Here is a 19,406-nt window from a genome sequence, read left to right on the forward strand (position 1 = left end):
ATCAGCCTCCCGCCACGGCGCTGATGATCAGTGCCGTGGAGTCCGGGCGCAGGGTAATTTCGTTCCAGGGTTCCTGATCGGCATAGGGAATGTCGTCGATCACCAGGCTGATAAATGGCTTGAGGCAGTAATCGCCTTCGACAATGGCGCTGTACAACAGCGGCTCGTCAACACGCAGGCCATCCATCAGCTGTAAGGCAGTGGTACAGGGCAACGCCCAGGTTTTGCGACCATTGGTCAGGTCCGCGAATTGGCTGGCGATAATGATTTGGGGCATGGTCAGTTTCCTTGCGGGCGCTTGATAAGTTGCTCATGGCAGTCTTGCAGTGCAGCGAACACCAGGCTGCCCATCGCCGTAAAAAATGGGCGCTGGGCGGCTGTATCCAGGCAGCCGGCCAAATACTTGTGCAAGTACAACTGGCGCTCCGGGCCAGCCGCAGGACTGGGGAGCTGGCGGTAGTACGTCAGGGCCGCCGCGGCAAAGTGCGCAGCCGCCATTACCCCTCGCAGGGTCTTGCCACGTGTGCCCGAGGGCAGCACGTAATCCCTGGGCGCTTCGGACGTTTGCAGGTCGTAGACCTCCATGACGAAGTTCAACCAGATGTGGGCATGTTCATGCACCAGGGTTTCTTCCAAAGGGATAGGCGAATCAAACGCCCTGCCCCCCAGGTAAATGGTCTGGGGAATCAATGCACTGGTCGAGCTGCTCATGGGCTGCACAAGCCTGCGGTACCGAACGGGAATACTGAAAAAACTATCCCAGGACGGCTTCGCCTGACACACAGCGGCCGTGGCCCTGCGGATCTGCTGCTGCTCGGCGTCCGAACAGTCCATGGACTCGAACTCCTCGACCTGGCTGGTGGCCAGGCGCTTGAACAGGGCTCGCGCGTTGGATGGCTCCAGGTAATCGGTCAACGCGGCATGGGCCTGGGGGTCAGCGTTGCGACGGCTGCACGCCACTGCGGCCAATAACGTGGCCGGTCGCACGCCTTCATCGATAAACGGCAAGCCGCCGACAGTGTTGAAAAACGCGTTAGGGCTCATAGCCAATCAGCCCTCTGATCCGCTGAGCCAGCAACGCGAAGCGAGGAAGCCTTCAAGGTCCAGGCGCTTGATGCGAAACGCCTTGAAACCTGCCATGGCCTCGTCTACCTCGTGCTGCGCCATCTCACCGCTGGCTTGCAGCAATTTCTTCAAGCGCGACAAGGTCCGTTCGGCGTACCAGCGTTCCTTGAGGTCGCGGATAATCCCTTGGGCGACGTGCGCAGAAATCCTCTGCTGGTCCTGTAACGCGCCAACAAAGCCTCGCAAATGGATCAGCGGCTCGGACATGGCTCGATATGGCGCGTCGATCTCATGTACCAGCGTGACCTCGTCGTCATCGAACTCCGGATCGTCGCGGTAATGCCCATAGACAACCCCGTAACCTTGCATGCCGAGAAAGCGCATTTCACTGGCGCGGATCGCCCCCATGGACGCCAGGCCCCAGATCTTCCAACCCTGGTCGATAGCGCGACGGATCTCGATATGACCCACGGAGGGGAAGCTGTGAAACGTGCCGTCGACAATCGCGATGCAGCCCGGTTGTGCATGCTGCTCGACCAGCGTTTGTATATCGCCGCGTCGCGCAGGGGCGTGCACGACCACATCGGACTGCTCCAGCAACCCCGGCTCCATCCCTGCGGCCGTCGGCCCTACGAATAAATGCAGCTTCATGCGTGCTCCTACCTAGCGTGCGATATAGCGGGACAGGCGAGGACCTGCGCGCTTGAGTGCCGGCTGGAACGACTCCATGCCTGGAATAACTATTTTGACCACCGCCAACGGTGAGTCGTTTTTGCTCAACACCACCCGCAAGACCTGGCCGAATCCCTGCTCACGCAAGCGCCCGAGCAAACACTCAAGAGCAGAGTCAATGCTGTTGATCTGCGCATTGGCATCCTCGATCGTGGAGTAGGCGATAGCCTCAGTTGGGTCGTTGACATGACTGCGCAAGCGCGCAACGGCGTCGAGTTCCGCCTGGCGATCGCTGGCGGAGAAGTACTTGAAGCGCTCAATCAAATCATCCCGGCCACCATGGATATAAGACAGCCTTGATTGCGCCGCCTCGGCCAGGCCCCTGACTGACGCAATATCGCGGCACAGATGCAGGCCGGAGCCACAGGAGATGGCGATAGGCGCGTCGTCGGAAGGCTCCATGATGAACCCTTGGACGTAGGGCAACCCGATCACGCTAGGGGTGTAGCGCACCACTGCGCTCAACCCGGCGGCTTCGACGCGGTTGAACAAGGGGTCCAGAGTGTCGACCGGGCAATCGCGCAACATCAGGCGCGAGGTGTCTTTCATGAAGTTAAAGGCTTGCACGTCGCGCTCGACGATTTCGGCAATGCCATGCACGCTGGCTTCGTCCACGCTATTGCCTGAGCTGAGGCCATTGGTGCTGGTGCCGAAAATGCGCTGCCCCTGGTTTTCGCTAAAGGGCGAAAAAATCAGCTCGGCAGGCACTGCAAACTGTTGCCCGGTGGCGATGTCCTGCGCATGCACGCACACCAAGGGGCCATCGGGGTCGATCGGTGCGCCGAGTATCGGGCAAAAATCAACGAAATCGTGGGCAAAGCCAGCTTGTGCCGCGACTTTGCGTGGCGTGGAAATGAACACGTCAATGTTGCGATTACGGTATTCGGCGACGGCAAACTCGATGGCCTCCATGTAGGCACCGACCTGGGCCTCTTCGGCGCGCATACCCTTGCCGGCACTCACACAGAGCGAGCCTTCCACCGCATCGGGACGGATACTGGCAAATACCGGAATACCGATCTTGTCCAGCCAAGTGGTATTGGTGACCCGCGTGATACCCAATTGCACGGCAAGTTCTCTGGCATGGGCCAGTGTGTCGGACAGTGATGCCTTGCGCAAACTAGAGGTCATGCGATACATGTAATTGCCTGCTGAAATCCTGATCAATAAGTGCGTGCTATTCGAACACTCGAATAGCACGCGCTGTATTACTTGCCGGCGTCTTCAATATCAGCGGAGATATTGTTATTGGATTCGTGAATAACAAACCCGGCGCGCATTTGGCCTTCGTCATTCAGAATATCGGCAAAGGCTTCTACAGCAGAGGCGTCAAGTGCGAAGGTTTCATTAGTTGCGTTCATGGTGTTCTCCTTGAATAACTGAATGCCGTTATCGGCTATCACTTTTCAGGGGCGTGGCGCATTTATTAACCATGCGACATTGTGTCGTCCCTGAAACAGCAAGAAGAGTTTTAGAGCACTGCGCGATCACACTCAACTACAAGATTTTGTAGTGCCACAGCGCTAATTTTTTCGACAGTGCCTTCATCGCCAATGAACATGGGCATTTAAACTGCCGACCTGCTCCATTATTCGCCCAACGAAAGCGTACTTATTTATAGAATTTTTCCGCACTAGTAGCGATATGAAATCACTGAATTCAAGAAATAACAGATAAAAAAAACCCGTACTTCAGTAAGTACGGGTTTGAATAAAACCATTGCCTGCTTATTTTTTCAGGCCGAGTTTCTTCAGTTCTTCATCACGCAATTCACGTCGCAGGATCTTGCCCACGTTAGTGGTTGGCAACGCATCCCGGAACTCAACGGCCTTGGGCACCTTGTAGCCAGTGACATTGGCACGCATGTGTTCCATCACCTGGTCCTTGGTCAGGGTAGCGCCGGGCTTGACCACGATGAAGAGCTTGATGTGCTCTCCGGACTTCTCGTCCGGCACGCCGATGGCTGCGCACTGCAATACGCCCGGCAAGCCTGCCAGCACGTCTTCCAGTTCGTTGGGGTAGACGTTGAAACCGGAGACCAGAATCATGTCCTTCTTGCGGTCGACAATGCGCATGTAGCCGTCTGGCTGAATGATCGCGATGTCGCCGGTCTTCAGCCAGCCCTCGCTGTCGAGCATCTCGTCGGTAGCTTCCTGGCGCTGCCAGTAGCCCTTCATCACTTGCGGACCTTTCACACACAGCTCGCCAGTTTCGCCCAGTGCAAGCTCAGTGCCGTCGTCGGCGATGACTTTACACGCGGTGGAAGGCACCGGAATGCCAATGGTGCCGATCTGGATATGCTGGATCGGGTTCACCGTGGCCACCGGGCTGGTTTCGGTCATGCCGTAGCCTTCGCAGATGCCACAGCCGGTCACGGCCTTCCAACGCTCGGCGGCCGCCAGTTGCAGGGCCATGCCGCCCGACAGGGTGACTTTGAGCGCGGAGAAGTCGAGCTTGCGGAAGGCTTCGTTGTTGCACAACGCCACGAACAGGGTGTTCAGGCCAACGAACCCGCTGAACTTCCACTTCGACAGTTCCTTGACCATTGCCGGCAGATCGCGCGGGTTGCTGATCAGGATGTTGTGGTTGCCGATCAGCATCATCGCCATGCAATGAAAGGTGAAGGCATAGATGTGATACAGCGGCAGCGGTGTGATCAGGATCTCGCAGCCTTCATTGAGGTTGGAGCCCATCAGCGCCTTGCATTGCAGCATGTTGGCGACGAGGTTGCGGTGGGTCAGCATCGCGCCCTTGGCCACGCCGGTGGTACCGCCGGTGTATTGCAGCACCGCCACATCGCCGCTGGCCGGGCTGACATCATTGACCGGCTGGCCATGACCCTTGGCGAGCACGTCATTGAACTTGATGGCCTTGGGCAAGTGATACGCCGGAACCATCTTCTTCACGTACTTGATTACGCTATTGATCAGCAGGCGCTTGAACGGCGACAGCAGGTCGGCGACTTCAGTGACGATCACATGTTTGACGGCGGTCTTGGGCACGACTTTTTCAGCCAGGTGCGCCATATTGGCCAGGCAAACCAGGGCCTTGGCCCCGGAATCATTGAATTGATGTTCCATTTCCCGCGCGGTGTACAGCGGGTTGGTGTTGACCACGATCAGGCCGGCACGAATGGCGCCGAACACGGCGACCGGATATTGCAGAACGTTGGGCAGTTGCACGGCGATTCGATCGCCGGGCTTCAAGTCGGTATGCTGTTGCAGATACGCGGCGAATGCCCCGGACAATTCGTACAGTTCACCGTAGGTGATGGTCTTGCCCAGGTTGCTGAAAGCCGGTTTGTTGGCGAAGCGCTGGCAGGACTGCTTCAGTACCGCCTGAATATTCGGATACTCGTCTGGATTGATCTGTGCAGCAATCCCGGCGGGGTACTTATCCTTCCAAAAGTCTTCATTCATGGAAGCCCACTCCTCAGCGACGCGAATTCATCATCGCATTTGATGCGATTATTATTGGTGTATGTTTTTAGGTGAATCTGGCGCTTTCAAGCAGGCCGAGACGTCACAAAGCGCGCCGAGAGTAGCAGCTTTGCCAAGGGCCGCCTAGAGCCAAAAGAGGGCCCTACAGTCATAAACATGACTCAAGAATATCCAGTGGTCACTTTTAGAGCAAAAATTCTATAACGCCAGAAATGGCTCTGGAACAAGCTCTCAAGGGCGAAAATACACTGTGGGAGCTGGCTTGTCGGGTCCCACAGTTTTGTACCCTATTTCAATTCAGGCGATGTCGCGAAGCTCGCGCCGCAGAATTTTGCCCACCGGCGTCATCGGCAAAGACTCCCTCAATACAATGTGCTTGGGCACCTTGTACCCGGTGAAGTTGGCCTTGCAGTACGCCTTCAGTTCTTCAAGGCTCACGCCTTGGGCCCGCGCTACCACAAATAGCTTCACCGCCTCCCCCGTGCGCTCGTCCGGCACGCCGATCACCGCGCAGTTGGCTACGGCCGGGTGGGCCATCACCACATCTTCGATTTCGTTGGGATAGACGTTGAAGCCGGAGACGATAATCAGGTCTTTCTTGCGATCAACAATGCTGACATAACCGTCGGTGTCGATCACCGCAATGTCACCGGTCTTCAACCAGCCTTCGGCGTCCAGGGTCTCGGCGGTGGCGACCGGTTGCTGCCAATAGCCCTTCATTACCTGCGGGCCCTGGATGCATAACTCGCCGCGCTCACCCAACGGCAGTTCGAGCCCTTGATCATCAACCACTTTCATGGCCGTGCCCGGCACCGGGATGCCCACGGTGCCCAGGCGTGACAGCCCGCCGTACGGGTTGGTGCTGGCCACCGGCGAGGTTTCGGTGAGGCCGTAGCCTTCGCCGATAGAGCAACCGGTCAGCGCCTTCCAGCGTTCTGCCGTGGCCTTGACCAGAGCGGTGCCGCCGGAGTTGGTGATTTTCAGATGGGAGAAATCCAGGCTCTTGAAATCCGGGTGATCCAGCAGCGCCACGAACAGCGTATTGAGCCCCAGCAATCCGGTGAAGCGCCACTGTTTGAGCTCTTTGATAAACCCGGCGATGTCCCGTGGATTGGTGATCAATACGTTGTGGTTGCCGGACACCATCATGCACATGCAGTTGGCCGTGAATGCATAGATATGGTACAGCGGCAGCGGCGCGATCATGACCTCCTGCCCTTCCTTGATCAGCGGGTGGCCGTCTTCACCCAGTTGCGACATGCACGCCCGCACCTGCTGCATGTTCGCCACCAGGTTGCCGTGGGTGAGCATCGCGCCCTTGGCCAGGCCGGTGGTGCCGCCGGTGTATTGCAGCACGGCGATATCGTCCAGGGTTACCGGATGGCGCGTCACCCCAAGGCCCGCGCCCATGCGCAACGCACGCTTGAACGACACGGCTCGTGGCAGGTGGTAGGCCGGAACCATCTTCTTCACTTTGTCGACCACCGTGTTGACCAGCCAGCCCTTGGCGGCGGGCATGAAGTCGCCCATCCTGGCTTCGATCAAGTAGTCGATCTCGGTGTCGGTACAAACCTCCTGCACCCGCGAACCGAACAGGTTGAGGTACACCAGCGCACGCACGCCCGCGTCCTTGAACTGGTGGCGCATCTCGCGCGGGGTGTACAGCGGGTTGGTATTGACCACGATCAGTCCGGCACGCAGTGCACCGAATACCGCGACGGGATAATGCAGCACGTTGGGCATCTGTACCGCGATGCGCTCGCCGGGCTTGAGGTCGGTGTGCTGTTGCAGGTAACCGGCGAACGCGGCACTTTGGCGTTCAAGCTCGGCGTAGGTCAGGGTGATGCCCATGTTGCTGAACGCCGGACGGTCGGCAAAGGTCTTGCAGGAGCGTTCGAAAACCTCGATCACAGACTTGTAGGTGGTGAGGTCGATGTCATTGGGAACGCCCGCCGCGCGTTTGTCATTCCAGAAATCAGGTTGCATTATTCTTGTCCTCTTACCTGAGTGTGTCCGGCCGCTTTAAGCGTTTATAAAAAGCGGAGCTTTGGCGACGTTAGCAGCTATAAGCAAACACGCAAATACGCTAAATCGTGTCATTGATTGTATGAATCTTGCGCCTAACGTGTAGGTAGATGCCTCGCCAATATGCAGATGAGCGATACACTGCAACGATCTGAGCAAAGGAAGCCGCCATGAACCACAGCACCTTCTGGCTGACCACGAATGACCACAGCCGCCTGTACGTCAACCAATGGCTGCCAGACAGCGCGCCCAGGGCGGTAGTGATGCTCTCCCACGGCATGGCCGAGCACAGTGGTCGTTATGCTCGCCTGGCCGACGCGTTGTGCGGCGCCGGCTACGGCGTGTATGCGTTGGACCAGCGCGGCCATGGGCGTACGGCCGATGAGGGCACCCTGGGGCTGTACGCTGAAAAGGATGGCTGGAACAAAGTAGTCGGCGACCTGGCCAGCCTCAACCAGCATATCGGCCAGCAGCAACCGGACCTGCCGATTATTTTGCTCGGCCACAGCATGGGCAGCTACATCGCCCAGGGTTATTTGCTGCACCACAGCGCCAGCCTGCATGGCGCGATTCTCAGCGGTTCGAATTTCCAGCCGGTGGCGTTGTATAGCGCGGCACGGCTGATCGCGCGTATCGAACGCCTGCGCCAGGGGTTGCGCGGTCGCAGTGCTTTGATTGAGTTCCTGTCATTCGGCTCGTTCAACAAAGCGTTCAAACCCACCCGCACCGCCTTCGACTGGCTGAGCCGCGACCCGGACGAAGTCGACAAGTACATCAACGACCCGCTCTGCGGTTTTCGTTGCACCAACCAGTTGTGGATCGACCTGCTGGGCGGCTTGCAGCAAATCAGCAAAGCGTCCAATCTCGCGCAGATCGACCCGGGCTTGCCGATCCTGGTGATGGGCGGCGAATGTGATCCGGTGAGCGAAGGCAAGCGTCTCAAGGACCTGTCCCATGCACTGCGTGAGGCCGGCTGCCAGAACGTGCAATTGAACCTCTATCCGCAGGCGCGGCATGAAGTGTTCAACGAAACCAACCGTGATGAAGTCACCGCCGACCTTCTGAGCTGGCTGGAACAAGCGCTGGCGTTGCGCAGACCAACCCGCTGCGAATAGTTTTTGCTTTAAAATCAGCCAATTAAATTATCGATAAGCCACAGGATGCACCTTTAGATGACCCAGGTAACCAACACCCCGTACGAGGCGCTCGAAGTGGGCCAGACCGCCAGCTTCAGCAAAACCGTCGAAGAGCGTGATATCCAGTTGTTCGCCGCCATGTCCGGCGACCACAACCCGGTGCACCTGGATGCCGAATACGCCAAGGCGACCATGTTCAAGGAGCGCATCGCCCACGGCATGTTCAGCGGTGCGCTGATCAGCGCTGCCGTGGCCTGCGAGCTGCCTGGGCCGGGCACTATCTACATCGGCCAGCAGATGACCTTTCAGAAGCCGGTCAAGATTGGCGACACCCTTACGGTGCGCCTGGAAATTCTCGAGAAGCTGCCGAAGTTTCGCGTACGCATCGCGACACGCGTATTCAACCAGCGTGATGAGTTGGTAGTGGATGGCGAGGCAGAGATTCTGGCGCCGCGTAAGCAGCAGGTGGTGACCTTGACCGAGTTGCCGCCGATCAGCATTGGCTGAGGCTGACTGCAATCTCTGCATTTACACAATACAAATGTGGGAGGGAGCTTGCCCCCGATAGCGGTGAGTCAGTCACTCAATAGTGTCAACTGACTTACCGCTATCGGGAGCAAGCCCCCTCCCACAATTGTTACTGTGCAGGTCTTACGACTGAGCGCGAGCCTGGTTACGCAGGGCTTTTACCTGGTCGTGGTTGCGCTGTACGCCGTGGTACTGACGCTCCACCAGATCACGAATACCCAGCAGGTTGTGCTTGTTGATCTTCTCGATCGCTTCCTTGTAAGCCTTTAACGCGTGGTCTTCACCGCGCTCGGCTTCGTTCAATACTGCTTCTTCATCCTTGCCGGTGACCATCGACTTAACGTCGACCCAGCCACGGTGCAGCGCGCCGGCCATACTGCCGGAATCTTCAGGGTCGCCACCCAAAGCACGTACAGCGGTTTTCAGCTCTTCGGCAGCCGTACCGCAATCAACAGCACGCTTGGCAAACAGTGCCTTGAGCTCAGGATGCTTGATATCTTCAGCGCACTCCTTGAAACCCTTTTGGCCGTCGATGCTGGTCTCGATCAGGTCGTTCAGTACGGAGATCGATTCTTTATTGATGTCAGTCATTTTTCAATTCCTTGTACGGGTTAGAAGGTTGACTTGGTTATTGCAGCGCCCGTGCCAGGTTTTAAAAATTAATTTATCTTTTAAACTCAATAAGTTACGAAATATTGAACCATCTGTATGTGCGTTATTTGCATGATCTGTCATTTGGCCTTCATGCAGAATGCCTGTATTTTCGAAGACCTCGCCTCAATCCCACGAAGCTCATGAATCCTGAAAAGCTCGAACTGCTGATCACCCGCCAAATGCCCTTCGGCAAATACAAGGGTCGGATCATCGCCGACCTGCCCGGCCCCTACCTGAACTGGTTCGCTCGTGAAGGTTTCCCTCACGGTGAGCTGGGCGGTTTACTGGCCTTGATGCAGGAAATTGACCACAACGGCCTGTCCGAACTGCTCGAACCGCTGCGCGTTAAACACGGTAAACCTGCCCCTCGCCATTGAGAGATTTGCCATGCCAAGGAATGCCGATAACGAATCCCACTGGCACGCCATCGCTCAGCGCTATGACCTGCAACCCGGGCCGATCAACCTGGAAAACGGCTACTTCGGGCGCATGAGCCGTGCGGTGCAGGCGCAGTACCTTGAGCACATCAGCTTTATCAACCGCAGCAACTCGGTGCATGTGCGCCAGCGTTTTGAACAAGGTGAAAACATCGAGATTCGCCGCGCCCTGGCTGCGCTGATGGACGTTGACCCCGAGTCGATCGCCTTCACTCGCAACGCCACCGAAGCCTTGCAGTCACTGATCCGCAACTACAACCGCCTGCAACCGGGCGACCAGGTGCTGATCAGCGATTTGGAATACGACACGGTCAAGGGCGCCATGCGTTGGCTAGCCGATGTTCGCGGCGTGGAGGTGATCGAGGTGTCGCACAGCCACCCGGCCAGTTTCGACAGCCTGGTGCAGACGTATACCGAGACGTTCGCGCAGTATCCGCGCCTTAAACTGATGGCCCTGACCCACGTCACTCACCGCACCGGCCTGGTGATGCCCGTTGCCGCCATCGCCCTGGCTGCGCGGGAACAGGGAATCGACGTGATCCTCGACGGCGCTCACGCCCTCGGACAAATTGAGTTCAACCTCGCCGAACTGGGCATTCAATTTGCGGGGTTCAACCTGCACAAATGGATTGGCGCGCCGCTGACGCTGGGCTTTATGTATATCGCCCCGGAGCGCCTGGCCGCTATCGACCCGGACATGGGCGAGTTTCACTACCCGGCCACTGACGTGCGTGCTCGTACGTCCTACAGCACACCCAACTTCCCGGCGCTGATGACCTTGCCGCTGGTCTTTGAAGAGCATCGAGACCTGGGTGGCGCGGCAGCCAAGGGCGCACGGGTCAATTACCTGCGCGATCTGTGGGTAAGCCAGGTCAGGCCATTGGCGGGGATTGAAGTGCTGACGTCGGATGATCCGCGCTTGTATTGCGGCATTACTGCATTCAAGTTCATCGGGCGCGATCAGCAGTCGATGGTAGACAGGCTGCTCAAGGAGCACGACCTGTTCACCACCACGCGCACGGGGGCGGCATTTGGCACCTGCATTCGGGTGACGCCGGGGCTGGTGACCTCAGCGGCGGACATCAATGCGCTGGTCCACGCGATTACCCAACTAAACACCGTGTAAAACTGTGGGAGCTGGCTTGCCTGCGATAACCATAGGTATCTACACAAACCACGATGCGAAGCGAGCCGCTCTTGATCTGCTTTTGATCTTGATCTTAGGCGCCCCCCCCAAATCCATGGCGGATTACGGGCACACCGAGCCTAAGCGAGGTGCCGAGTGGTGGGGCAAGAGCCCTTTGGTTACTTTGGGCTGGGCCGGCATTCCGGCTCTTTTCCAAAGTGACCCGCTGTCAGAGCGGAACCCTAAGTGGCCGTTACCGCAGGAATGGATATGTACACGGTCCAACTGTGTTGACTGTCAGGCCGTCTTCGCAGGCAAGCCAGCTCCCACATTGGATCGCGGGGCATCAGTTATATCTGTGTCGGCTGCCAGGCCGTCACGGGAGCAAGCTCCCTCGCCACAGATTTAGCGTCGCGCCGAAGTTGTGTAGATACCTATGCTGCGATAACGGTGTATCAGCCAAAGATGGGCTAACTGATAAATAGCTATCGCAGGCAAGCCAGCTCCCACCTTCAAAGCGGCGATGTGCTTGAGGTTTTTTACAGGCAAAAAAAAGCGGCGCACCGACCAAGTGCGCCGCAAAAATGCCGTTAAGCACAGCAACAACGATTCGATAAATCAGCTCAGTCCAGCAGCGCCAGCGCCTGTGCGGTGACTTCCTGGATGCGTGCCCAGTCGCCGTTCTTGACCCACTCGGGATCAAGCATCCAGCTGCCGCCCACGCACATCACGTTTTTCAACGCCATGTAGCTTTTGATATTGGCCGGGCCAACGCCGCCGGTCGGGCAGAATTTCACTTCGCCAAACGGGCCGCCCAGCGCCTTGATGGCCGCGACGCCGCCGCTCACTTCGGCCGGGAACAACTTGAAGCGGCGATAACCCAGGCCATAGCCTTCCATGATGCCGGAGGCGTTGCTGATGCCCGGCAGCAGCGGGATCGGGCTGTGCACCGAGGCTTCCAACAGGTCGCGGGTGATGCCAGGGGTGACGATAAATTGCGAGCCCGCCACTTCGGCCGCTTCAAGCATGTGACGATCAAGCACGGTACCGGCACCGGTGCACAGCTCAGGACGCTGCTCGCGCAAAACCTGAATGGCCTTGAGGCCGAACTCGGAACGCAGGGTCACTTCCAACGCGGTCAAACCGCCGGCTGCCAGGGCATCGGCCAGCGGCAGGATGTCCTGCTCGCGAGCGATGGTGATCACCGGCAGGATCCGCGCCTTGGCGCAGAGGCTGTCGATCAAGGCAACTTTATCCGCCATGGACACGGTCGGTTGAGGGCTTTTCATAGCGGCTGATCCTTGGCTCATGGGCACCAGTAAATCTCGAGAGTAGGTTGCAAAAACGCGCGAATCGGCATGACAGCAACATCGTCGCTGGCCAGGGCGGCGCTCAAGGTGGTCAATTTCGAACTGCCGGAAATCGACAGCACGGTGTAGTTGGCCGTGGCCAGCAGCGCACGACTCATGGTCAGGCGCTGGTGCGGTACGGTCGGCGCCAGCATCGGCCAGCAACGGCGGGTACCGTCGGTCTTCAGGGCTTCAGCCAGGTTGGGGCTGTTGGGGAACAGCGAGGCGGTGTGACCGTCATCGCCCATGCCCAGCACCAGCACATCAATGCGAGGCAGTTCGGCCAGCAGGCGATCGGCCTGCTCGGCAGCGTCTTCAAGGTTGGCAGCGGGGCTGTACAGGCTCAAGAACTTCGCCTTGGCCGCCGGGCCTTGCAGCAAGTGTTGCTTCAACAGGCCAGCATTGCTGTCGGCATGTTCGACCGGCACCCAGCGTTCATCGGCCAGGGTGATGGTGACCCTGGACCAGTCCAGGCCCTGCTTGGCCAGGTTCTGGAAGAACGCCACGGGGCTGCGGCCACCGGAGACCACCAGGGTCGCCTCGCCACGGGCGCTGATGGCAGCACGCAGTTGCTCGGCCACGTCATTGGCCAGGCCATCGGCCAGCAGCGTGGGCGTACGGTACTCATGGGCAGTGACGCCCTGAGGCAGTTTCAATTCAGATATCGCCATACCACGACCTCCCATCCCGCGTAATCAGTGCAATCGAGCTCATCGGCCCCCAGGACCCCGCCGCATACGGCTTGGGCGCATCACCGGACTTTTTCCAGCCGGCGATCAACTGGTCGCACCACTTCCACGCGGCTTCGATTTCATCTTTGCGAACAAACAGGTTCTGATTGCCGCGCATCACTTCCAACAACAACCGCTCGTAGGCATCCGGGATGCGTGCGCTGCGATAGGTGTCGGAAAAATTCAGTTGCAGTGGGCCGCTGCGCAGTTGCATGCCCTTGTCCAGGCCCTGCTCCTTGGTCATCACGCGCAAGGAAATACCTTCGTCCGGTTGCAGGCGGATGATCAGTTTGTTGCTGATCTGCAAGCGCTGCTCGGGGGCGAAAATGTAGTGGGACGGTTCCTTGAAGTGGATGACGATCTGCGACAGCTTTTGCGGCATACGTTTGCCGGTACGCAGGTAGAACGGCACCCCGGCCCAACGCCAGTTGCGGATATCTGCACGCAGGGCGACGAAGGTTTCGGTGTCGCTCTGGGTGTTGGAATTGTCTTCCTCCAGATAACCCGGCACCGCTTTGCCAGCGCTGTAGCCGGCGATGTATTGGCCACGTACCACCTGGGTGGTCAGGCCCTCGGGGCTGATCGGCGCCAGGGCCTTGAGCACCTTGACCTTCTCGTCACGGATGCTATCGGCGGACAGGTCGGCCGGCGGGTCCATGGCGATCAGGCACAGCAGCTGCAGCAGGTGGTTTTGGATCATGTCGCGCAGCTGGCCGGCCTTGTCGAAGTAACCCCAACGGCCTTCGATGCCGACCTGCTCGGCCACGGTGATTTCCACGTGTGAGATGTAGTTCTGGTTCCACTGGGTTTCGAACAAACTGTTGGCGAAACGCAGGGCGATCAGGTTCTGGACGGTCTCTTTGCCCAGGTAGTGGTCGATGCGGTAGGTGCGGTTTTCCGGGAAAAACTGCGCCACGGCGTCGTTGACCTTGCGCGAGGATTCCAGGTCCGAACCGATGGGCTTTTCCAGGACCACGCGGGTATTGTCCGCCAGGCCGACCTTGGACAGGTTCTCGCAGATCGCCCCGTACACCGCCGCGGGGGTGGCGAAGTAGGCGATCAGGCGTTGATCACTGCCGACCTTTTCGGCAAGGGCGACGTAGTCGTCAGCCTTCATGAAGTCGACATGCACGTAGGCCAGGCGCGCCAGGAAGCGCACGGCCACGGCTTCGTCGAGTTCCTTGCCGACGTATTTACGCAATTCTTTTTCGATATGGGCCAGGTGTTGCTGCTCGCTGCCGGCTTCGCGGGCCAGGGCCAGGATGCGCGTATCGTCGTGCAGCAGCCCGGCGCCATCGAGCTGATAGAGGGCAGGAAATAACTTGCGCAGCGCCAGATCACCCAAGGCGCCAAACAGGGCAAAGGTGCAGGGTTCTACGGTTATCGAAGGCATGATGTTTGTTCTTTTATCAAGTTAAGCTACAAATACCTTTTTTCAAGGCATCACTCAAGGAAAAATGTAGTAATAACCACAACATTTTCCGGAAATACGCATTGCGAGTGGTGGTGTTCAGCTACCCTCAGTAGGATAGGCCACCGCGAAAAGCCAGTCGTCGATTGGTTGCCGCCCTTTATTTGCATCGTCGCCCGAAGGAAAGACTGAATGGACCGCGTGCGAAATCTTCTGGAACAGATCCGGAACCGCCTCGAAGAATTAAACAAGGCCGAGCGCAAAGTCGCTGAAGTCATCCTGCTTAACCCGCAGCAGGCCACACGCTTCTCGATCGCCGCCCTCGCCCAGGCCGCCTCGGTCAGCGAACCGACGGTCAACCGCTTCTGCCGTTCGTTCGGTGTCAGCGGCTACCCTGAACTTAAATTGCAACTGGCGCAAAGCCTGGCCAGTGGCGCCGCGTATGTCAGCCGTGCCGTAGAGGCCGATGATAACCCCGAGGCCTACACCCAGAAGATCTTTGGCAGCGCCATTGCGTCCCTGGACAGCGCCTGCCAGGCCCTGGACCCGGCGTTGATCAGCAAGGCCGTGGATTTGTTGATCCAGGCGCGGCAGATCCACTTCTTCGGCCTGGGCGCCTCGGCGCCAGTGGCGATGGATGCGCTGCACAAGTTTTTCCGCTTCAACCTGGCGGTGACCGCTCACGCCGACGTGCTGATGCAACGCATGATCGCGTCGGTGGCCCATACCGGCGAACTGTTCGTGATCATTTCCTATACCGGGCGTACCCGCGAGCTGGTGGAAGTAGCGCGTATCGCCCGGGAAAACGGTGCGTCGGTACTGGGCGTGACCGCCGAGAACTCGCCGCTGGCCAAGGCCAGCACGGTGAGCCTGAATATTCCGCTGCCGGAAGATACCGACATTTACATGCCGATGACTTCGCGGATCATCCAGCTAACGGTGCTGGATGTGCTGGCAACCGGTATGACCCTGCGTCGCGGGGTGGATTTCCAGCCGCATTTGCGCAAGATCAAAGAGAGCCTGAATGACAGCCGGTATCCGGTGGGGGATGAATTCAACTAGCAGGCAGCTCTACCAGCAGTACCGGCGCTATCGCAGGCAAGCCAGCTCCCACAGGGGAATGCATTCCAAATGTGGGAGCTGGCTTGCCTGCGATAGCGCCATCAGCCACACCGCTAAACCCCTGCCCTGGCCTGCAAACTCAAGTGCGCCCTCTCCCCCGGCGCCAGGCTCGCCCCGGCCATAGCCGATTCCACACACACAAACCCCGACGCTTCGTTAAAGCTCACACCCAATAATGGCCGGCTCCCCGGGTGCCACACCACGGTGTCGGCGCTGTCACCGGTGTCGATGCACAGTTCGCGCTGCCAGGCGTGATCCTTGAGCTGCAGTTCGCCTTCGTGCTGGAACACTCGCTGGCAACCGCCATCAACTCGAAGTTCGCCTTCCTGCTGGCAAACCTGACGATTGAGTTGGTCGTAACCCTGCGCGCCGTCGAGCCCAGACAGCGCTACCTCATCAACGTGACCAATACGCCAGTAAGCGTGCAAAGCATGGCTCAGCTGGCACGGCAGCTCGTCCTGGTGCTCGGTGCTCAGGCGCAGTTCCAGGGTTTCGCCCAGGTGTGCGTGCAAGTCCACCTGCCAGTCGCACAACTGCAATTGCCAGTGCAGGCGAACGCCCTCGTCATCGGTGCTGCTGTCGAGCAACTTCCAGTCGATCAAGCGCGCCCAGCCATGGGACGGCCATGCGTTTTCGCTGGGATGACGGCCATACCATGGCCAGCACACCGGTATGCCACCACGGATCGCCCCGACTTGCGGCCATTTGGCGGCACACCACAGCCAGGGCTTTTGGCCGGTGGGCTGAAAGTGCAGCAATTGCGCGCCCTGGCGACTGAACACCGCCTGGCACAGCGGATGGTCGATCACCAACACGTCGCGCATCTGAAAACGCTCCCAGGCGAACACCGGCCGCTCGCGCAGGGATTTGAAAAAGCGTTGCAGCGGTTGCTCATGCATGTGCACAGGTCCTGAATATCACAGTGCAAGCCAAAAAAAAGCGGATAGCCATGGCTACCCGCAAATGCGCACAGAGAGAGGAGCTTATCGCAACAGCGTTAGAACGTAGACTGAATTTTCAGGCCGGCGACCAAGGCGTTGTCGACTTCATCCACACCACCTGGGTGGGTGATGTATTGCAGGTTAGGGCGTACGGTCAGCCAATTGGTGACATGGAAACCGTAGTTGATTTCGTAGTTGTACTCAGTGCCTTGCAGCGGCATGTAACCCGCCTGGCTGTAGTCAGTGAAACCAGCGGCCGCGTTACGCAGCTCTGCGGTTTTCTTCACGTCATCGTTGACATGGATACGGGCAAAACCGATGCCGATGTCGTCTTTTGGACGGGCATCAAACGGGCCCTTGTACACAAACATCAGCGACTGGTAGTTGTCGATGAAGTTGGTGTCCTTGTCGTGGAAGGTGACGTTAGCTGCAACGTTCAGACCACGGGAGGCATCACCGTTGTGGGTGGTGAGTTGCTGTTGCACCACGCCCCAGTAGCCGCTTTTGCTGTTGCGAACGCGCAGGGCATCGCCGGTGGCGCCAGCGTCGCCGCCGTTGACGTCTTCACGCACATCATTGGCGTCAGCCGTGCTCTTGTAGTAACCCACACGGTATTCGCCCGGCAGGCCATTGACCTTCGGCGACCACACCAACTCAACTGGCAACACGGTGCCTTTGGTGCCGCTGCCGCTGAGTTTGAAGCCGTTGCCCATTTCGGTTTGCGACGGGTTCTGGTTGTATGCGCCAATTTGCGCATACAGCTCAGGCGTGATGTGGTATTTCACACGCAGAGCCGCCTGGCTGACTGGCCAGTTGTACCAGATGTTGGTAGCCCAGTTACCCACTTGGGAACCGCAGAACGCCAGGTTCTGGAACTCGCACGGGAAGGTGTTGAAGTCTTCGCCTTCGCCGAAGTAACCGGCTTTTACGTCCAGCTTGCCGTCGAGGAACTGGTGCTGGATCCACAGTTGGGTCAGACGCACCATGTGGCCACGGCCATACACTTCCTGCGACGAGCTCAAGGTGCCGGCACGCGGGTCACCAATACGATCATTGGAGATGTTCTCGCCATTACGATTGGTCAACTGGATCTTGGCCTGGGTGTTATCCCAGCCCCACAGTTTTTGCAGGTCCAGTGCCACGCCAAGACCAAACTGGTCAGAGTAGCGACCGGTCTTGTCGTCGTTGTAACCACCGTGAGCGTTGTAGCCCATCTCCCCAACGTAGTCGGCCTTGATGTCGATACCTTGCTCGATCAGCTTGGTACGCTCACCGCCCCAATCGCCGGTCATCCATTTGGAATCGGCACTGAAGGCTTCATCCGCCATCGCATTGGCGGACAAAACCAGGGCTGCTACTGCTGACAGTTGGCAGATCAGCCGGGTGTTGTTGTGTTGCTTTTTCATCCCTACATCCTCGTCTTTATTGTTATTAAACTGTTTTTATCTAACGCGGGTTACATTTTTTAATTAAAACAACCAGTTATCTTCTTTTTCCTGTGGGAGCCGGGCTTGCCCGCGATGCAGCCGCCTCGGTCCTGCAGTTACAACGCGGTGACGCCATCGCGGGCAAGCCCGGCTCCCACAGATGCCCCCAGTGAGCCAGCAGTCCCCAATCGCTCACCGGTCTTGGCGTCAAACAGCAGCACCTTGGCCGGGTCGAATTGCAGCGTCAGCGTCTCGCCCACCTGCGGCGCGACGTCCGGCGCCAAACGGCAGCAGACCTTGGTGTCGTTGAGCTGCACAAACACCAGAGTGTCCGGGCCGGTCGGCTCGGTGACCTGCACTTCGGCACGAATGCTCGACGAGCCATTGCCCTCGCCCGCCGCCAGCACGATCTGCTCCGGGCGCAGGCCGAGGATCACATCGCGATCTTCAAGCCCTGCGTCATTCATGCTCAACGGCAGCTCGCAACGCGCCTGGCCGCTGTCGAGCAGCGCGACCAAACCGCCGTTCTGGCGTTTTAGGCGCATGGGAACGAAGTTCATCGGTGGTGAACCGATAAAGCTTGCCACAAACAGGTTGGCCGGGTCGTTATAGATTTCCTTCGGCGTGCCGAATTGTTGGATGATGCCGTCCTTCATCACCGCCACTTTATCGCCCAGGGTCATCGCTTCGATCTGGTCGTGGGTGACGTAGACGGTGGTGGTTTTCAGACGCTGGTGCATCAGCTTCATTTCGGTACGCATCTCGACACGCAACTTGGCGTCGAGGTTGGACAGCGGTTCGTCGAACAGGTAGATCTTCGGCCGACGCGCCAGGGCACGGCCCATGGCCACACGCTGTTGCTGGCCGCCGGACAACTGGCCCGGCTTGCGGTTGAGCAGGTGTTCGATCTGCAGCAGCTTGGCCACGCGGGCGACTTCGGCGTCGATGTCGGCTTGCGGCATTTTGCGAATCTTCAGGCCGAACTCGATATTCTCACGCACGCTCATGGTCGGGTACAGCGCGTAGGACTGGAACACCATGGCGATGTCGCGATCCTTGGGGCTCATGCCGCTGACGTCCTGGTCGCCGATCATGATCGCGCCGCCGGTGATGGTCTCAAGGCCGGCGATGCAGTTCATCAGCGTGGACTTGCCGCACCCCGAAGGGCCGACCAGGATCAGGAATTCGCCTTCCTTGATCGACAGTTCAATGTTCTTCAAGGTGTCGGGCAGGCCGGCGCCGTAGGTTTTGTTTACATTGCGAAGTTCAAGCGTAGCCATGA

The 19,406-nt window shown here is 58.5% G+C and carries 19 protein-coding genes; 5 read left to right on the top strand and 14 right to left on the bottom strand.

What is annotated here, in order from left to right:
* Position 1: 1 nt before the first annotated feature.
* From TX23_RS23350 to fadD2, 7 genes are all read right to left on the bottom strand, one after another.
* Positions 2-277 carry a MoaD/ThiS family protein gene (locus TX23_RS23350; protein WP_057704232.1) on the bottom strand — a complete coding sequence of 92 codons (276 nt, stop codon included), beginning with the start codon at positions 275-277 and terminating at the stop codon, positions 2-4.
* Positions 278-279: 2 nt separating this feature from the next.
* The gene (locus TX23_RS23355; protein ID WP_057704233.1) at positions 280-1,044 is read right to left on the bottom strand and encodes an aKG-HExxH-type peptide beta-hydroxylase; all 765 of its coding nucleotides are present in this window, start codon (positions 1,042-1,044) and stop codon (positions 280-282) included.
* Positions 1,045-1,050: 6 nt separating this feature from the next.
* The gene (locus TX23_RS23360) at positions 1,051-1,716 is read right to left on the bottom strand and encodes a TfuA-like protein (RefSeq protein WP_057704234.1); all 666 of its coding nucleotides are present in this window, start codon (positions 1,714-1,716) and stop codon (positions 1,051-1,053) included.
* A 12-nt stretch (positions 1,717-1,728) separates the two neighbouring features.
* The gene (locus TX23_RS23365; RefSeq protein WP_186563035.1) at positions 1,729-2,928 is read right to left on the bottom strand and encodes a YcaO-like family protein; all 1,200 of its coding nucleotides are present in this window, start codon (positions 2,926-2,928) and stop codon (positions 1,729-1,731) included.
* A gap of 77 nt (positions 2,929-3,005) precedes the next feature.
* A complete protein-coding gene (locus TX23_RS28065) occupies positions 3,006-3,158 on the bottom strand; it encodes a hypothetical protein (protein ID WP_157243946.1) in 153 nt (50 codons plus the stop codon).
* A 366-nt stretch (positions 3,159-3,524) separates the two neighbouring features.
* Positions 3,525-5,216, bottom strand: coding sequence for a long-chain-fatty-acid--CoA ligase FadD1 (gene fadD1, locus TX23_RS23370; protein ID WP_057704235.1), 1,692 nt, complete (start codon positions 5,214-5,216; stop codon positions 3,525-3,527).
* Between the two features lie 318 nt (positions 5,217-5,534).
* Positions 5,535-7,223 carry a long-chain-fatty-acid--CoA ligase FadD2 gene (gene fadD2, locus TX23_RS23375; protein ID WP_057704236.1) on the bottom strand — a complete coding sequence of 563 codons (1,689 nt, stop codon included), beginning with the start codon at positions 7,221-7,223 and terminating at the stop codon, positions 5,535-5,537.
* A 209-nt stretch (positions 7,224-7,432) separates the two neighbouring features.
* On the opposite strand from fadD2, the gene TX23_RS23380 reads away from it, so the two are divergent.
* Together TX23_RS23380 and TX23_RS23385 are read left to right on the top strand one after the other, a co-directional pair.
* Positions 7,433-8,377 carry an alpha/beta hydrolase gene (locus TX23_RS23380; RefSeq protein WP_057704237.1) on the top strand — a complete coding sequence of 315 codons (945 nt, stop codon included), beginning with the start codon at positions 7,433-7,435 and terminating at the stop codon, positions 8,375-8,377.
* Between the two features lie 57 nt (positions 8,378-8,434).
* Positions 8,435-8,905 (top strand): MaoC family dehydratase, encoded by a 471-nt coding sequence (locus TX23_RS23385; RefSeq protein WP_003193747.1) that lies wholly within the window; start codon positions 8,435-8,437, stop codon positions 8,903-8,905.
* A 144-nt stretch (positions 8,906-9,049) separates the two neighbouring features.
* On the opposite strand, the gene TX23_RS23390 is transcribed toward TX23_RS23385, so the two are convergent.
* Positions 9,050-9,517 carry a ferritin-like domain-containing protein gene (locus tag TX23_RS23390; RefSeq protein WP_057704238.1) on the bottom strand — a complete coding sequence of 156 codons (468 nt, stop codon included), beginning with the start codon at positions 9,515-9,517 and terminating at the stop codon, positions 9,050-9,052.
* Between the two features lie 203 nt (positions 9,518-9,720).
* Here TX23_RS23390 and TX23_RS23395 point away from each other — a divergent pair, with 203 nt between their 5' ends.
* Together TX23_RS23395 and TX23_RS23400 are read left to right on the top strand one after the other, a co-directional pair.
* Positions 9,721-9,957 carry a DUF3820 family protein gene (locus tag TX23_RS23395; RefSeq protein ID WP_057704239.1) on the top strand — a complete coding sequence of 79 codons (237 nt, stop codon included), beginning with the start codon at positions 9,721-9,723 and terminating at the stop codon, positions 9,955-9,957.
* 10 nt (positions 9,958-9,967) lie between these two features.
* Complete coding sequence (locus TX23_RS23400; protein ID WP_057704240.1) at positions 9,968-11,143, top strand: aminotransferase class V-fold PLP-dependent enzyme; 1,176 nt, start codon at positions 9,968-9,970, stop codon at positions 11,141-11,143.
* Positions 11,144-11,766: 623 nt separating this feature from the next.
* On the opposite strand, the gene TX23_RS23405 is transcribed toward TX23_RS23400, so the two are convergent.
* From TX23_RS23405 to zwf, 3 genes are read right to left on the bottom strand one after another with little or no spacing between them, the layout of a single operon-like run.
* On the bottom strand, positions 11,767-12,432 hold the full coding sequence (locus TX23_RS23405) for a bifunctional 4-hydroxy-2-oxoglutarate aldolase/2-dehydro-3-deoxy-phosphogluconate aldolase (RefSeq protein WP_026067364.1): 666 nt from the start codon (positions 12,430-12,432) through the stop codon (positions 11,767-11,769).
* Positions 12,433-12,449: 17 nt separating this feature from the next.
* Positions 12,450-13,163: a 6-phosphogluconolactonase gene (pgl, locus tag TX23_RS23410; protein ID WP_057704241.1), complete on the bottom strand. Its 714-nt coding sequence runs from the start codon at positions 13,161-13,163 to the stop codon at positions 12,450-12,452.
* Positions 13,150-14,616 carry a glucose-6-phosphate dehydrogenase gene (zwf, locus tag TX23_RS23415; protein WP_057704242.1) on the bottom strand — a complete coding sequence of 489 codons (1,467 nt, stop codon included), beginning with the start codon at positions 14,614-14,616 and terminating at the stop codon, positions 13,150-13,152. The genes pgl and zwf overlap by 14 nt, the downstream gene beginning before the upstream one ends.
* A gap of 219 nt (positions 14,617-14,835) precedes the next feature.
* Between zwf and TX23_RS23420 the strand changes: the two genes are divergently transcribed.
* Positions 14,836-15,696, top strand: coding sequence for a MurR/RpiR family transcriptional regulator (locus TX23_RS23420; protein WP_169856377.1), 861 nt, complete (start codon positions 14,836-14,838; stop codon positions 15,694-15,696).
* A gap of 113 nt (positions 15,697-15,809) precedes the next feature.
* On the opposite strand, the gene TX23_RS23425 is transcribed toward TX23_RS23420, so the two are convergent.
* From TX23_RS23425 to TX23_RS23435, 3 genes are all read right to left on the bottom strand, one after another.
* Positions 15,810-16,655, bottom strand: a complete 846-nt coding sequence (locus tag TX23_RS23425; RefSeq protein ID WP_057704243.1) for a D-hexose-6-phosphate mutarotase — start codon at positions 16,653-16,655, stop codon at positions 15,810-15,812.
* A 98-nt stretch (positions 16,656-16,753) separates the two neighbouring features.
* Positions 16,754-18,103, bottom strand: coding sequence for a carbohydrate porin (locus TX23_RS23430; protein WP_057704244.1), 1,350 nt, complete (start codon positions 18,101-18,103; stop codon positions 16,754-16,756).
* Positions 18,104-18,240: 137 nt separating this feature from the next.
* Positions 18,241-19,404: an ABC transporter ATP-binding protein gene (locus tag TX23_RS23435; protein ID WP_057704245.1), complete on the bottom strand. Its 1,164-nt coding sequence runs from the start codon at positions 19,402-19,404 to the stop codon at positions 18,241-18,243.
* Between the last annotated feature and the right edge of the window lie 2 nt (positions 19,405-19,406).

The sequence above is a fragment of the Pseudomonas paralactis genome, assembly GCF_001439735.1.
In the GTDB taxonomy this organism is placed as follows: domain Bacteria; phylum Pseudomonadota; class Gammaproteobacteria; order Pseudomonadales; family Pseudomonadaceae; genus Aquipseudomonas; species Aquipseudomonas paralactis.